The sequence below is a fragment of the Rhodococcus sp. 14-2496-1d genome (genome assembly GCF_002259365.1).
Lineage (GTDB): Bacteria > Actinomycetota > Actinomycetes > Mycobacteriales > Mycobacteriaceae > Rhodococcoides.
Map to the genome: position 1 here is coordinate 210,688 of NZ_NPFV01000018.1, position 14,621 is coordinate 225,308.

The 14,621-nt window shown below is 63.1% G+C and carries 14 protein-coding genes and 1 pseudogene; 13 read left to right on the plus strand and 2 right to left on the minus strand.

All coding sequences use genetic code 11. The features are described from left to right. Positions 1–91 precede the first annotated feature (91 nt). The 9 genes from CH296_RS14535 (at position 92) to CH296_RS14575 (ending at position 8,406) form a co-directional block, all read left to right on the plus strand. Positions 92–832, plus strand: coding sequence for an ABC transporter permease (locus tag CH296_RS14535; RefSeq protein WP_373557285.1), 741 nt, complete (start codon positions 92–94; stop codon positions 830–832). Positions 833–926: 94 nt separating this feature from the next. Beyond that, the gene (locus CH296_RS14540) at positions 927–1,706 is read left to right on the plus strand and encodes an ABC transporter permease (RefSeq protein ID WP_094629802.1); all 780 of its coding nucleotides are present in this window, start codon (positions 927–929) and stop codon (positions 1,704–1,706) included. A gap of 2 nt (positions 1,707–1,708) precedes the next feature. Next, a complete protein-coding gene (locus CH296_RS14545) occupies positions 1,709–2,746 on the plus strand; it encodes an MlaD family protein (RefSeq protein ID WP_032393812.1) in 1,038 nt (345 codons plus the stop codon). After that, the gene (locus CH296_RS14550) at positions 2,743–3,750 is read left to right on the plus strand and encodes an MlaD family protein (protein WP_094685081.1); all 1,008 of its coding nucleotides are present in this window, start codon (positions 2,743–2,745) and stop codon (positions 3,748–3,750) included. The genes CH296_RS14545 and CH296_RS14550 overlap by 4 nt, the downstream gene beginning before the upstream one ends. After that, on the plus strand, positions 3,747–4,757 hold the full coding sequence (locus CH296_RS14555; RefSeq protein ID WP_045200954.1) for an MlaD family protein: 1,011 nt from the start codon (positions 3,747–3,749) through the stop codon (positions 4,755–4,757). Before CH296_RS14550 ends, CH296_RS14555 begins: the two co-directional genes overlap by 4 nt. Beyond that, complete coding sequence (locus CH296_RS14560) at positions 4,757–5,866, plus strand: MCE family protein (protein WP_143546364.1); 1,110 nt, start codon at positions 4,757–4,759, stop codon at positions 5,864–5,866. The genes CH296_RS14555 and CH296_RS14560 overlap by 1 nt, the downstream gene beginning before the upstream one ends. Then, entirely contained in the window at positions 5,857–6,894 is a 1,038-nt protein-coding gene (locus tag CH296_RS14565; RefSeq protein WP_094685083.1) for an MlaD family protein, read from the plus strand. The genes CH296_RS14560 and CH296_RS14565 overlap by 10 nt, the downstream gene beginning before the upstream one ends. After that, positions 6,891–7,835, plus strand: coding sequence for an MlaD family protein (locus tag CH296_RS14570; protein ID WP_094685084.1), 945 nt, complete (start codon positions 6,891–6,893; stop codon positions 7,833–7,835). The genes CH296_RS14565 and CH296_RS14570 overlap by 4 nt, the downstream gene beginning before the upstream one ends. Positions 7,836–7,890: 55 nt before the next feature. After that, positions 7,891–8,406 carry a hypothetical protein gene (locus CH296_RS14575; protein WP_141214787.1) on the plus strand — a complete coding sequence of 172 codons (516 nt, stop codon included), beginning with the start codon at positions 7,891–7,893 and terminating at the stop codon, positions 8,404–8,406. A 7-nt stretch (positions 8,407–8,413) separates the two neighbouring features. Here CH296_RS14575 and CH296_RS14580 read toward each other — a convergent pair whose 3' ends face one another. Together CH296_RS14580 and CH296_RS14585 are read right to left on the minus strand one after the other, a co-directional pair. Then, positions 8,414–9,520 carry a DUF4873 domain-containing protein gene (locus tag CH296_RS14580; RefSeq protein ID WP_179277724.1) on the minus strand — a complete coding sequence of 369 codons (1,107 nt, stop codon included), beginning with the start codon at positions 9,518–9,520 and terminating at the stop codon, positions 8,414–8,416. After that, positions 9,517–10,302 carry a TetR/AcrR family transcriptional regulator gene (locus CH296_RS14585; RefSeq protein WP_256980457.1) on the minus strand — a complete coding sequence of 262 codons (786 nt, stop codon included), beginning with the start codon at positions 10,300–10,302 and terminating at the stop codon, positions 9,517–9,519. Before CH296_RS14585 ends, CH296_RS14580 begins: the two co-directional genes overlap by 4 nt. 161 nt (positions 10,303–10,463) lie before the next feature. On the opposite strand from CH296_RS14585, the gene CH296_RS14590 reads away from it, so the two are divergent. The 4 genes and pseudogenes from CH296_RS14590 to CH296_RS14605 all read left to right on the plus strand — a co-directional run bounded on the left by CH296_RS14590 (position 10,464) and on the right by CH296_RS14605 (position 14,613). Beyond that, positions 10,464–11,393 carry a diiron oxygenase gene (locus CH296_RS14590; protein ID WP_094646886.1) on the plus strand — a complete coding sequence of 310 codons (930 nt, stop codon included), beginning with the start codon at positions 10,464–10,466 and terminating at the stop codon, positions 11,391–11,393. After that, positions 11,390–12,253: a diiron oxygenase gene (locus tag CH296_RS14595; RefSeq protein WP_094685086.1), complete on the plus strand. Its 864-nt coding sequence runs from the start codon at positions 11,390–11,392 to the stop codon at positions 12,251–12,253. The genes CH296_RS14590 and CH296_RS14595 overlap by 4 nt, the downstream gene beginning before the upstream one ends. Further along, positions 12,250–13,765: pseudogene (locus CH296_RS14600) on the plus strand (flavin-containing monooxygenase). The gene CH296_RS14595 and the pseudogene CH296_RS14600 overlap by 4 nt, the downstream one beginning before the upstream one ends. Beyond that, a complete protein-coding gene (locus CH296_RS14605; RefSeq protein WP_045198820.1) occupies positions 13,762–14,613 on the plus strand; it encodes an SDR family oxidoreductase in 852 nt (283 codons plus the stop codon). Before CH296_RS14600 ends, CH296_RS14605 begins: the two are co-directional and overlap by 4 nt. The last annotated feature ends 8 nt before the right edge of the window (positions 14,614–14,621 follow it).

The following is a 14,621-nucleotide window of genomic DNA, read 5'->3' on the forward strand; positions in this document are numbered from 1 at the left end:
TTGGGGGGGTGGGGAATTGTCGTCGCCGGTATCGGCGCTCGCACGCGTCAGCGACGGGGTTTCCGGTGGATTCAGGACGTTCGGCCAGACGTTGGAGCTGGGCGTGCTGGCCTTCGTTCACCTCGTACGTGACATCGCCACGTTGCGGCATCCGTGGCGTGACACCGTCGACCAGGCCTGGTTCGTCGTGACTGTCACAGTGATTCCCGCGGTACTGGTGTCCATCCCGTTCGGCGTCATCGTCTCCGTGCAGGTCGGCAGTCTCACCGACCAGATCGGCGCGACGTCCATCGCAGGTGCTGCAGGTGGTCTCGGGGTGATCCGCCAAGGGGCACCGATCGTCGCGGCTCTGTTGTTGGGCGGTGCCGCAGGGTCGGCGGTCGCAGCCGATCTGGGGGCGCGCACCATTCGCGACGAGATCGATGCTTTGTCGACGATGGGAATCGACCCGGTGCGCAGGCTCGTCGCGCCACGGCTGGCAGCCATCCTCCTGGTGGCACCGTTTCTGTGCATTCTGATCATCTTCATGGGTCTGGCCGCCGGCTACGCGATCAACGTCGGTTTCCAGAGTGGCACGCCCGGCAGTTACATCAGCTCGTTCGCGAGCTTCGCCTCGGTTGCGGACCTCGTCGTCGCCCTGGTGAAGACCGAGATATTCGGGGTCATCGTCATCGTTGTTGCGTGCCACCGCGGTTTGTCCGCCTCGCACGGTCCTCGCGGGGTGGCCAACGCGGTCAATGCGTCCGTGGTGCTCGGTGTGGTGTCGGCGTTCGCGGTCAACGTCGTGATCACCCAGCTGGTCGCCATGTTCATGCCGCAGAGATTGGGCTGACGTGGCCACTCCTTCTCGATACACAGTGCACGGCACCGCTCATCTGACCCGCGGTGCCAGATACCTCGGACGTAAGCCGTTCGAGGTACTCGAGATGCTGGGCCACCAGCTGACGTTCTGCGTCAAGGTGCTCGTGGCGATACCTCACACGGTTCGTGCCTACCGACGTCAGATGCTGCTGATCCTCAGTGACATCACCTGGGGCAGTGGACGACTGATCGTCGGTGGCGGAACGGTGTCGGTTCTCGTCGTCCTGGGCGTCGCGGTGGGTGCATCCGTGGGAATCGAAGGGTTCAATTCACTGGGCATGGTGGGGATGGAGCCGCTGACGGGCTTCATCTCCGCGTACGCCAGCACTCGTGAGCTCGCCCCGATGATCGCGGCCATCGGGTTCGCGACGCAGGCAGGATGTCGGATGACGGCCGAGATCGGCGCAATGCGGATCTCCGAGGAGATCGACGCCCTCGAAGCTCAGGGAATCCAGTCGATGCCGTTCGTGGTGACCACCCGGGTGATCGCGGGAATCGTCACGATCGTGCCGCTCTATCTGCTGACGCTGATCCTGAGCTACCTGTCGTGCGCGTTCGTGGTCCGGGTCGTCGGTGGACAGTCGTCCGGCACCTACGACCACTACTTCAGTGCCTTTCTGCAACCGATCGACGTGCTGTTCTCCCTGCTCAAGGCTGCTGTGTTCGTCGTGACGATCATTCTGATCCACGGCTACCAGGGGTACTACGCCTCGGGCGGTCCGGAAGGTGTGGGGCGAGCGTCGGGCCGCGCCATCAGAGCCAGCCTCGTCGCGGTGGTGGTGCTGGACATGATCATGACCTTGGTTCTGTGGGGATTCGACTCGGGGATAAGGATTTCGGGGTAGAGATGGCAGTGTTCGATGATCTGACCGGTCGATCGGCCGGTCCTGCAACCCTTCGCATGCGCGGACTGGCGGTTGCTGTCGCCGCTGCCGTTCTCGCCTGCGGCCTCACCGCGTACGCGCGGGGTACCTTCGAGTCGCCCTTCGAACTCACACTGGACGCGGCGTCGGTCGGCGACGGTCTCACCCCCGGCTCGGAGGTGAAGTTCCGGGGCCTGTCGATCGGCACGGTGGACCACATCGAGACCGTCGGCTTCGGCCATCAGAGGCTGGAACTGGAGATCGACCCGAGCCAGGCGGGCGAGCTGACCGACACCATGCAGGCCCAGTTCTCCTCGTCCAACGTATTCGGTTCCACTGCAATCGAATTGGTCTCCGACGGTACCGGCAATCCACTCGCCTCGAATTCGACCCTGGCAGTGTCGAGCGAACTGCGCGGTGCAACGGTGACCGGAGTGTTCCGGCGAGTCGCCGAACTGACCGAGGTACTCGACTCCGAACAAGTGCAGAACCTTCTCGATCTCATCGCGAACACGTCCGTCGAGGTGAGTCGAAACCTGAAGCCGTACTTCGATACTGCGCAAATGATGGCGAACAATCAGATCGATCCGCTCGCCTGGAAGCTGCACCGAGGGGCGGAACTCGGTGACGGTATCGCCAACTTGATTCCACCTCTTCTCGATCTGGTGGTGGGAGTGGTGGACAAGAGTGCGTACGTCGAAGCGCCCGCCGACAGGGCCAGGACCATCGCGGCCAACGACGGTCTGAGCGACCAGCTGATGGTTCCGGTGGGCGACCTGCTGAAGAAGAACAATCCGAACCTGACTCCGCTTCTGTCGACCGTGCTCGATCTGCTGGTGCCGATCACGGCATCGATCGGCACGTTCGCGCCCAGCTACAACAGGGTCCCGCAGGTGATCGACGGCATTTCCGACGCATTCCCCATCGTCGACGGCAAGCCGCAACTCCAGCTCGACCTGATAGTTCGGACCATGCCCAATCTGGCCGGAGCCGTTGCCGCGCACGAGGAGGCGAACGGGTGAAGAAGGTAACCGGACCTGTGCTCAAATTGCTCGTCTTCTTCACGGTGACCGCGGTGTGCGCCGTGATCATCGTGGCTGCACTCCGTACCCCGGTCGGTGGTCCGCTGTCGTCGTACGGCGCGGAGTTCGACGACGTGTCGGGTCTGTACGTGGGCGACGATGTGCGCATGTCCGGGGTACAGATCGGCAAGGTCTCCTCGGTCGACCTCGAAGGAGGCATTGCGCGCGTCGGATTCGAAATCGAGGACAGGCGACCGATTTTCGCGAACACTCAGGCAGCTGTCCGCTACCAGAACCTTCTCGGCCAGCGTTACGTCGAGTTGATCCAGAAGGATGCGGCTACCGGTGCTCCCCTGGCGTCGGGTGAGACGATCCCGGTGGATCGCACGATCCCGTCGTTCGATATTTCCACGCTGTTCAACGGATTCAAACCGATCTTCGACACGCTCGACACCGCACAGCTCAATCAGTTCACCGAGAACATTCTGCGCATGGTGCAGGGCGACGGGTCCGGCCTGGGTCCGGTGCTCCGCGACGTGGACCGCATCACCCAGTTCGCGGTTCAACGGGAGTCGATCATCGGCCTGCTCATCGACAATCTCGGCCAGATCTCGGATTCGATCGGCGGCCAGTCCTCCTCCGTGGCCGACCTGCTCGAACAACTACACGGTCTGGTGTCCAAGCTCAGTACACAGATGGACGGGGTCTTGGCCTCGTTGGATCAGGCGAACTACGGGCTCACTCCGTTGGTCGGTTTGATGGAGGGACTGGAAAGCGCGTACGACAACAGTTATGCGCCGGTCGACGGAGCGCTGCGGCGAATGCTTCCGCAGACGGAACAGGTGACCGAGATGCTCGCCCTTGCCCCCGCATTGTTGACCGGCCTCAACGCGAGTATTCCCGCGCCGGGTGCCAAGACCTACACGTGTAGTCAGGGCCAACAAGACATCCCGGGGATCGGGCAGATCGTGCTCGGCGGACAGAATTTGGTGGTGTGTCGATGAAACGCGTGCTGCGCCGGGGCGTTCGTGACGAGCAGTCGGAGAACAAGACACATTTCTTCTGGGGTGCAGTCGGTGTCGCCTTCTCCTTGGTACTCCTCCTCGTCGCGGCCGTTCTGTACACGGTTCCGTTCGGCGATCGCACCTACACCGCGGAGTTCGGCTCGGCCGCAGGGGTGAAGCCGGGTGACGAAATCAGGATCGCCGGAATTCCCGTCGGCTCCGTGCGCTCGGTCGAGCTCGCGGGCGATCACGTCGATGTCGAATTCAGTGTTCGATCGGACGTTTTCGTGGGGGACGCATCGACGCTGACGGTCAAGTTGCTCACGCCGATCGGTGGTCATTACGTGATGCTCAGCTCTCATGGCGACGGCGCGCTCGACTCGGCACCGATTCCGTCGGAGCGGGTCGCGCTTCCGTACGAGCTGTCCGACGCGATCCAGCAGGCAACTCCGTTGGTCCGCGATATCGACGGACCGACGTTGCGACAGACCGTGGCCGAACTGGACCGGGCAGTGAGTACGCAGCCGCAGTCGACCCGTGCCATCGTGGACAATCTGTCCTCGCTCACCGACGTCATCGCGACCCGCTCCGAACAGCTCGAACGTGGGCTCGTGGTGTCGGACGAGTACGTCGGCGCGTTGGCAGCCGATCGAGTGATGCTCGTGGAGCTGGTTCACGAACTCGGCACCTTGACAAAGGGATTCGGAGACAAGCGCGCAGAAGTGGTCAATGCCTTCGACCTGCTCGGACGGATGTTCAAGCTCTTCCATCGGCCTGTGGTCGCATTCGAGAAGGGGCTCGAGCCGTCGATCGTCCAGCTCGAGGAGATCACACAGAAGCTCTTCGCGCAGTTGGGTGATTTCGACGGGGCGATCACGACCATGAAGCAGAGTACGGACGGTCTCGCCGCACTGATCGGGGGCGGTCAAGGTCCGGTGATCGATCAGTCGCAGGACACGGTCGTCGGTGTCGGTGTCTGCATTCCGCTGCCGGGGAAGGCGTGCTGATGAGGCGCAGAATCGTGAAGGTCGCTGTGGCAGCGGCTGTGGTGATCACTCTCGTCGGTTCCGTCGCGTCGGCTACCGCCGTCATCGATTCGGGGGCGAGCAGCTCGTCGGTGTGCGCCGAGTTCACCGATACGGTCGGGCTGTACGAGGGCAATTCGGTCATGATGTTGGGTGTGGTCGTCGGGACGGTGACGCACATCGAGAACACCGACGCCTCCGTGATGGTCACGATGGATGTCGACGACAGCCTGGTGTTGCCTGCGGAAGTCGGTGCCGTGACACTGTCGAGTTCGATCGTCACCGACCGGCACGTGGAATTCACCGAGCCGTACACCGGCGGCACCGAATTCGATCGCGCGCAGTGCATTCCGTTGGAGCGCACCAGAACTCCGTTGGGAATCAGCGATACTCTCGATGCCGTATCGGGCCTCACTGCTGATCTGCTGGGCCCGGCCGACGCCGACGGCAAGCACGACGAAGTCCTGGGCGACACACTTCGTTCGGTCGACGGTTCGCTCCGTGGGTCCGGTGCCCAGCTGAACGAGAGCCTCCAGCAGTTGGCCCAGCTGGTCGGCGATCCGGCCGACCGAGACACCACCGTGCGACGCCTGATCGACAATCTCGACGGCCTCATCGACACGTTCGTGGTGAGCTGGCCCGAGGTGGCGAAGCTACTCGACAACCTGAAGCGGGGAATGATCACGCTGTCGGAGTTCACCCAGTCGTTCGGGACCACGGTCGCTTTGACCACCGAATTCATGCCGCCACTCGCGCGCAACGTCGCGAAGTACGACGACAAGGTCTACGCATTTCTCGACCAGGCGGCCCCTGTGGTCGACGTCCTGCTCGGGCGAGTGGGCGATATCAAGGACATTCTCGAACAGGTGCCGACCGTCGGGCAGAACCTGATGACGATGTACGACAACGATTCCAAGAGCGGGCGCCTGATCTATCACCCGCCACAGTTCGAGATCGACACCAACTCGCCGAACGAGGTCTGCGCTCTGCTCAACAAGTACCGCCCGACGTGTTCGGCCGATCAGCAACGAGGCGATGTCATCGACGTCGGATTGGTGCAGCTGGTACTCGGTTCGGCGGGATGGCGATGAGGCGCGCGGTGATCGGGCTGTGCTGTGTCGCTCTGCTGTCGGCGTGCAGCGTCGACCCGGCGGAGCTGCCGATTCCGGGAAGTTATGTGTCGGGTGACAAATACACTCTGCGAATCGAGTTCGCGAGTGTCCTGAATCTGCCGGAGAAGGCCAAGGTCATCGTCGAGGGTGTCGATGCGGGCGTTCTCGACCGAGTCGACCTCGTCGGTTCGACCGCTGTCGCGACCGTCGATCTGTCGGCCGATGTTCAGCTGCCGACCGATACCGTCGCCGAGCTTCGACAGTCGTCGATCCTGGGCGAGATCTACATCTCGCTGCAACCGCCGTCCGACGCGAACGCGAGTGCGGGTTCGAGTTCGAGCGGGCCTTATCTTCGCGACGGTGACGTCATTCCCGTGGAGCGGACGGTACCGGCAGACAACGTCGAGGACGTGCTGCGAGGATTGTCGAACATCGTGACCGGCGGTCACTATGTGGAACTGCAGGAGGCGGTGAACAACGTCAATGCGGCCATTCCTCCGGATCCGGCCCAGGTCGACAAGATCAATTCCGCCGCTCGGGCTGCGCTGACCGACATCGGCGACAACACCGGCGAGATCGATCGGATTCTCGCGGCGGCGGAGAGTGTGTCGAATACCGTTGTGACGCAACGTGACGGCGTCGAGCGTGTTCTCGAGCTGGGCCCGAGACGATCGGACGGGTTGTCCGAGGTCCTGTTCAGCGTCGTACACATGATCTTCATGCTGGGATACATGTCGCAGAACGTCGGTGACGTTCTCGCCGGACCGTATCCGGAACTCAGAGGTGCCATCGACATCATCGCGCCTGCATTGATCACGATCTCGAATGCCGACACCGCGGTGCCCATGAACATGGAGAAAGCGAACACCCTCTTGCGCGAGCGCCTCATCCCGTACTTCGAGTCCACTCCGAACATTGCGGTGCGGTCGGTGTCGACCGATCAGGGGGCCGGCGCATTGGCCGACGACATGATCGGGATCCTGCGCGGCATCGGTATCGTCCGATGAAGCGGGGCACACTCGTCTCCCTCGTGGCACTGACGGCCATGACCGTTGCGAGCATCGGGTACCTGGTCGTTGGCGTGCTCGACGTGAACCCGACCAGAACGATCGATCGTGTCGTGGTGCACATGGAATCCTCCGGCGGGCTGATGGATACCGCGCAGGTCACCTCGAGAGGCATCAAGGTGGGCCGGGTGGAGTCCATCGCGGTGGTAGCGGGCGGCCTCGACGTCACACTCGCGCTCGACGCCGCGAACCGGATCCCGACCGACTCCGAGGTCGTGGTAGCGAACCTGTCCGCAGCGGGCGAGCAGTTCCTCGACCTTCGGCCTCGAAGCGTCGGAGGGCCGTATCTCACGGACGGAGATGTCCTCGGCAGCGATCACGTACGCCCGTCGGTCACCGTCAGCGAGGCCCTCAGCCTGGGTGATTCGCTCGCCTCGCAACTCGATACGAATGCCTTGAGGGGTTTGACCGATACCGCGTCGGCAGCCGTCGAAGGCCGTGGTGCGGATATCGATCGTCTCGTGGAGGCATTCCGATTCCTCGCAGCGACGTTGCGGGACAAGAGCGGAGAGATTCGTCGCCTGTACGACAATGCGCAACAAGGTGGGCGCCTCGCCTACGGATACGGTCCGGTGATGACCGACGCGGCACCGTGGGTCGGCGCGACGGGTTCTGGTGTGGCAAACCTGCTCGAGGGCTTCAACGACTACTCGTACGTCGGCGCGGACGTCTGGGACGATCCGCTCGGCAAGATCGGGCCGAAGATCGATCAGTACCTCACACCGCTGTCGCCCGACCTCGCGTTGATCGCGACACTGCTCAAGCCGTACACCGCACCGATCAAGCCGATGCGGATCGACGCAGGCTCGATCGTCGACGTGATGCAGACCGTCTTCCCTCCCGGCGGGCCGGCGAGGCTTTCCGTAGAAATTCCGAATTGATTGGAGTGACCCCCTCATGGTCGAAGTAGAAGAATCCCGGACCGAGGAAGCACCGGTGTCCGCCGAGACCCCCCGACGGCGCCGCATTCGGTGGTCCGTGGTCGCTGCCGCGGTACCGGGCATCGCGCTCGCGGCGGTGTTCGGAGTGCTGTGGCATTCCGCAGCAGGCGATCTGGCCGACGAGCGTGCGCACGATCAGGATCGACAGATGGCGTTGAACACCGCCACCGACTACACGGCGCGGTCGCTGACCTACGACTACCGCAACCTCGACGCGTTCTTCGACGGCGTCGACCAGGGCGCATCGCAGTCCCTGCAGGATCGCTACAGCGGAGTTCGTGAGGCCCTCACTGCCATCATGAACGAGTCCCAGGTGGTCGCCAACGGCGAGGTACTCTCTGCCGCAATCGATTCCGAGTCCGGTGGCGAGTACAAAGTGGCGGTGTTCGCGCAGCAGACCACGCAGAACGTGCAGCAACCGGACCCCGGCAAGGTGCCCAACCTCCTGCTCGTGACGGTCACCGAGCAGGACGGTCAGTGGATCGTCAGCGACTACGGCCCCAAGACCTGACCCGGGGTCAGGAAGCGTTCGTGGCGCTGACGAACTGGGCGAGCCCGCGCACCTCCTGTTCGATTTCGGTCATCCCACATGCCTCGAAGATCGACGTGAACTGCTCCTTCTCGAACATGCGGACCCCGATACGCCCCGACGCTGCACCCACCACCGACCGCACCGGAGCGGTCTCACGGCCGTAGCTCGTCATGATCGCGATTCGACCACCCGGCCGGAGCACCCGGACCAATTCGTCGACCACGGTCAGCGGGTTCGGGATCAGGTACAGGGCGGCGAAGCAGCACACGGCGTCGAAGGTGTTGTCGGCGAACGGTAGTGACTGCGCATCACCGCGCATGTACGCGGCGTGGGGCCCGCGGTTGTCTCGAACGGCGCGGCGAATCATCTGCTCCGAGATGTCGAATCCGATGGCGATGCCGTCTCCGCTCAGGTGCTCCGACAGGTTCCTGGTGAAGTTTCCCGGTCCCGATGCCACGTCCAGCACCTTCATGTCGCCGGTCAGTCGCAGGTCCGAGGCGGCCTTGGCGCGTTCGGCGGACATGGACAGGCCACCGACCCCCATCATGGCGATACCGGCGGGCCGCCAGAGCTTTTCGTAGATCGAGGCAACCAGGCGGTTGTTCATCGCCTTGCTCGCGGTGGTCGGTGACGGCGCAGGCGTACCGCCGAGCAGTTCCACGTAGCCCTCGGTCGTGTCCGCGCTCGCGCGGAATTCGGGTTCGAGCAGTGCCGCCGCTCTCGCGAGCGCTCGGTCCTCGGCCGATGGTGTGCTTGCGGCCGGTGTGTCGTCCCAGTCTTCCTCGGGTTCGAGCGGGTAGGGCGGATTTCCTTTGCCCTGCAGCCGGTATCGACCCCAGAAGTCCACGTCGCCCACCGTGACGGGGGCGGTACCGCTGTCGGTGCTCAGCATGCCCTTGCGGCTACTGGCCGCGGCCTCCATGAATTCCTGGAGTCCTTCGTGTGGCCGGACGCGTCCGTACCAACGGAAGATGCCGTCGATGGGTTGGGAGTGCCCGCGCAGATCGATCCGGACGTCGAATTCGGCCGCCGGATCGTCGAACGTCAATGTGGCAGGACCGCGGTAGTCGGGCTTGCCGGAGAGATCACTCACGGGTTTCCTCTTCCCTCCTCGCGTACGAACGCGACATGCATGGGTTGATCGGATTCGATGCGGACGCCGACGAGCGCACACGAGGATTCGACGATCCCCCGCACGATGGCTGCCAGATGGGCGGTGAAAGCTTCTATCGGTATGACGAGCTCGTGGTCGTCCGAACTGCCGAGCCACCAGTCCGTGGCGGTGGCCACCGCGCCGAATGCAGAATAGGAAACCATCTCGACCGTCGAATTGTCCACTGCTGGTCCGTGAATGGCACCGGCGAGCATCTGAGCAACCGTGTCGGATGCGGCACGCGCAGAGGCCAGCGCTGGGTCCGTTGCGGACTCGGTCGTGGTCTGCCGGCCACTCGTGCGGGCCAGGAAGTGGCCGTGGACGAGAAATCGGAACAGGTTGGGATGTTCCGACACGACTGCCGCGTATCCGGCGGCGCTGCGATCGATGAGGTCGGTCACCGAATCCTCGAACAGGTTGACCGTGCCGACTATCCGATCCCACAGCATCTGTTGGACGTGCTCGACGATGGCCGAGTACAGATCGGACCGGTCGGCGAAGTGTCGATAGAGCTTGGGTTTGGCGGTACCGGCCGCTTTCGCGATATCGCCCATGCTGACGCTCGGGCCGTGCACGTCGATCGCGACCAGTGCCGCCGCGACGAACTTCCGTCGCACCTCGAGGCGGTGTTCGCGCCAGCGTTCGGTGCGAGCATCGATCTTCTTGCACGGGGTCGAGTGCCGCCCATCCTCGGGGTTGACACGTCCGGTGAGTTGAACCACACTCGACACAGTACCTACTACCGCCGGTACTGGCTACCGCGAGTTCGGGGTAGTCGGAAGGGCCGGGGGGCCGTCGATCACAAGGGGGATCGGTTGTGAAGCGTGCAATTGTCGATGAGCGAGTCGGTGGAGGGGATGCCGGATCGTCTCCGGGTCGGCTGATGACCGAGGACCAGTCGACCTCGCGTGCGAAGACAGTCGGACCGAGAGACAAAACGGCGCGAAGACTGCTGAAGTCGACTGCGAACAAGTTCTACGACGGCGAGGCCGACATCGATTGGGATGCTCCGATGGTCGACGGTATGCGCTGGATGCCCGAGCACCGAATCTCGTTGTACCGAACCAAGTTGTGGGACAAACTGACCGAAGAACAGCGTCGCGAACTGGGCCGCCACGAGATCGTCAGCATTCTGTCCTTCGGCATCTACGCCGAAGGCATGCTCAGCGCGAACTTGCTCCGGGTGTTCGGCAGAGGCACCTTCTCCGATCACTCGATGTATTCGATAGCCGAGATCGGCGAGGAATCTCGACACTCCATCATGTTCGGAAAGCTGATCGAAAAGACCGGGCTCACCCCGTACCTGATGCCCAAGCCCGCAGTGTTCCTCGGGAAGATCGGGCAGTTTCTGCCGCTCGGACCCGCCACCTACGGCGGAGTGTTGCTCATCGAGGAGGTTCTCGACCGGGCGCAGCGCGAGGCGCAGTACGACCCCGAGATGCAGCCGCACCTGCGCCAGATGATGCGAATCCACGTCATCGAGGAGTCGCGCCACATCACCTACGCGCGCGAGGAAATGGTGCGCGCGATGGCCGCGACGAATCGCGTGAACCGTGCCATCCATCGCGTGATCCTCGCGTCGATCGCCAACTTCACGTACCTGGCCCTCATCAACCCGAAGGTCTACCGATCGATCGGCATCAACCCGATCCGCGGAATCGTCACGGCGATGGCGAGTCCCACCTACAAGACCAACATGCAGTTCTTCTCCGAACCCATGATCCGCTTCTTCGCCGACGCCGGTATGTGCGACGGTGTCGTGACCCGTCGTCTGTGGAAGATGACCCGGGCGATGCCGGACGATCTGGCATGAGCCCGCGTTCGTCGGCGGTCGAATACGATCCGCACGTCGACATCGATTGGGAATCTCCCTGGCAGCCGGACGAATTTGCGCTTCCCCGTGAATCGATCACGTTGCACGGAACTCGTTCGTGGGCCAAGTTGACCGAGCAGGACCGGCGCACGCTCGCCTTGCACGAGGCAGTGAGCAGGTGGAGCACCGTGTCCTATCTGTCCGCGATGCTGACCGGCAATCAGCTCCGGCGGGCGGCGGAGGAGGGGCTCAACAGCCCGGCGTCCCGCAATGCACTCGTAGAGGTCGCAGGTAGCTCGCGGACCACGATCACCTTCGGACGGCTCGTTCGCGCCTCGGAAGTCCCGCCGTACAGGCTTCCCAAGGGGACGACGACGGCAGTCAAACTGCTGAGTTTCCTGCCCCTCGGTGCGGCGTCCCATGCGTCGACCCTGCTGGTCGAGGAGACCTTCTCCCGATCGATGCAGGGTGCGGTGACAGAACCAGGAATCGAACCCCATGTTCGGCAGGCGGTGAAGATCCATCGACTCGAAAGCGCCGACCGCTTCGCATTCGCCCGATCGGAAGTGGCTGCCGCGCTGGAGAAGTCGAACAGATTCTCTCGCGCGTTCAACCGATTGCTGCTTGCTGTACTCGCCAACGTGATCCTTCGTCTCGGCGTCTCGCCCCAGGTGTATCGATCCGTCGGCATGTCCCCGGTCCGGGGCATGATCGCCTCGCGGCGTCGACGGGCGGCGATCAGGCGTCGGGACGCATCGAACACCGTCGCCTTTCTCGATTCGGCCGGGTTGCTCGAGGGGACGATCACCGCTGTGTTGTGGAAGATGACCGGCGTCGTGCCCTCGGAGGATCGGCGATGACGGTCCATCACACCGGGGTTCTGGTCATCGGCAGTGGCTTCTCCGGGTTGGGGATGGCGATCTCGCTCCGCACCCGCGGTCGCGACGACTTCCTCGTTCTGGAGAAGGCACAGTCCGTCGGGGGCACCTGGCGAGACAACACCTATCCGGGTTGCGCGTGCGACGTCCCCTCGCACATGTATTCGTACTCGTTCGAGCCCAACCCCGAATGGTCGCAGATGTGGTCTGCCCAACCGGAGATCCTGAGCTATCTACAACAGCTCTCGGTCAAGTATCGCCTGAACGACAACATTCGGTTCGGTGTCGAGTGCGACGGTGGCTTCTGGGACGAGAACGAGCACCGATGGCACATCACGACGACGAACGGTGACGAATACGTCGCTCAGTTCATCGTCTCCGGCATCGGAGCGCTGCACGTTCCCAACACTCCGGAGCTGCCGGGCATCGAGTCGTTCACGGGCACGGCCTTTCACTCGGCGCGGTGGGATCACGAGGTGGATCTGACCGACAAGAAAGTGGCAGTCATCGGAACCGGTGCGAGCGCAGTGCAGTTCGTCCCGCAGATCGCAGAGACCGTCGGCGAACTGCACCTGTATCAACGATCTCCCGCGTGGGTACTCCCGAGGCGGAATTTCGACATCCCGACCGGTCTCCGACGACTCTTTCGTCGATCGGCGCTGGCGCGCAAGGTGTTCCGAAAATTCGATCTACTGGTCTGCGGAGTCTCTCGCGATAGGCCTCAACGGGCATTCCAATCTCCTGCGTCCGGTCGAGGCAGCTGCACGCAGGTTCATCGAGCGAGAGGTATCGGATCCGGAGCTGCGCAAGAAATTGACCCCGAACTATCGCATCGGGTGCAAGCGATTGCTCGGATCCAACACGTATTACCGGGCATTGACTCGGCCCGACACGGACGTGATCACCGACTCGATCGCGGAGGTACGCGAACGGTCGATCGTCGCCGCAGACGGGACCGAACGCGAGGTGGACGTCATCATCTACGCCACCGGTTTTCATGTCACCGACGGGTTCGACGGTCTGAACGTGGCCGGTATCGGTGGCCGGAAGCTGGTGCAGCACTGGCAAGAACACGGAATCGAGACTCATCTGGGAATCGTGGCCGCGGGATACCCCAACGCATTCTTCCTGCTCGGTCCCAACACCGGGCTCGGGCACAACTCCGTGGTGTTCATGATCGAACAACAGATCCGGTACGCCCTCTCGGTGATGGACTTCGTCCGGTCCAGTGCCGCCGACGCGGTGACGGTTCGGCAGCAGACACAGGATCGCTTCAACGCCGAGATCCAGGCGAAGCTGAACAAGGGCGTATGGAGCACGGGCGGCTGCACCAGTTGGTACCTCGATTCGCACGGTGCCAACCGGACGGTGTGGCCCGGATTCACCTGGCAGTACTGGCTTCGCACAAGGAAATTCGATCCGGCACAGTACGAATTCCTGCTCCCGACCGGAGCAGGAACCGACAGCGAGAATGTGGAAGAAGTGCGTATATGAAGAATTTCGAGAACAAGGTCGCCGTCGTGTCCGGTGCCGGTTCGGGGATCGGTCGCGCCCTCGCGCTCGATCTGGCGGAGCGTGGAGCGCAGCTTGCGCTGTCCGATATCGACGGCGAAGGACTCGGCGAAACTCTCGTTCTGTGCGAGAAGGTCGGAGCCCGCACGGTGACGTACGAGCTGGACGTGTCGGACCGGTCCGCCGTCCACACGCACGCGGATGCAGTGCTGAGCGAATTCGGACGCGTCAATTTCGTCGCCAACAATGCCGGCGTCGCGTTGGGTGCCGATGTGGTCGACATGACCTGGGACGATTTCGAGTGGGTCATGAACATCGACTTCTGGGGAGTTGCCAACGGTACCAAGGCATTTCTGCCTGCCCTGATCGAGTCGGGTGAGGGTCACCTCGTCAACGTCTCCAGCGTGTTCGGCCTGATGGGCATCCCAGGTCAGAGTGCCTACAATTCCGCGAAATTCGCCGTTCGGGGATTCACCGAGGCACTGCGTCAGGAAATGAAGATCGCTCGACACCCTGTCGGAGTGACGTGTGTGCATCCGGGCGGCATCAAGACCAACATCGTGGCCAACGCCCGTGGAATGGACGACCTCGGCACACCCGACGAAGCCTCGCGTCGATTCCAACAGATCGCACTGACCACACCGACGAGGGCCGCCAAGGTGATCCTCGCGGGAGTGGAGAAGAACAAGCCGCGCGTTCTGATCGGCCCCGACGCCCGCGCTTTCGATCTGATTCCGAGACTCGTGGGTCCGCGCTATCAGGACATCCTGGCCCCGCTCGGTCGGCTCGGCCGGTCGGCGGGAAACAAGCGCGCCGGGGTGACGAAGTAGCGGCGCAG

Coding starts and splice junctions, on each gene's coding strand:
- CH296_RS14605 (WP_045198820.1), top strand. CDS start 13,762: ATGAAGAATTTCGAGAACAAGGTCGCCGTCGTGTCCGGTGCCGGTTCG.
- CH296_RS14540 (WP_094629802.1), top strand. CDS start 927: ATGCTGGGCCACCAGCTGACGTTCTGCGTCAAGGTGCTCGTGGCGATA.
- CH296_RS14590 (WP_094646886.1), top strand. CDS start 10,464: ATGACCGAGGACCAGTCGACCTCGCGTGCGAAGACAGTCGGACCGAGA.
- CH296_RS14560 (WP_143546364.1), top strand. CDS start 4,757: ATGAGGCGCAGAATCGTGAAGGTCGCTGTGGCAGCGGCTGTGGTGATC.
- CH296_RS14545 (WP_032393812.1), top strand. CDS start 1,709: ATGGCAGTGTTCGATGATCTGACCGGTCGATCGGCCGGTCCTGCAACC.
- CH296_RS14595 (WP_094685086.1), top strand. CDS start 11,390: ATGAGCCCGCGTTCGTCGGCGGTCGAATACGATCCGCACGTCGACATC.
- CH296_RS14555 (WP_045200954.1), top strand. CDS start 3,747: ATGAAACGCGTGCTGCGCCGGGGCGTTCGTGACGAGCAGTCGGAGAAC.
- CH296_RS14565 (WP_094685083.1), top strand. CDS start 5,857: ATGGCGATGAGGCGCGCGGTGATCGGGCTGTGCTGTGTCGCTCTGCTG.
- CH296_RS14570 (WP_094685084.1), top strand. CDS start 6,891: ATGAAGCGGGGCACACTCGTCTCCCTCGTGGCACTGACGGCCATGACC.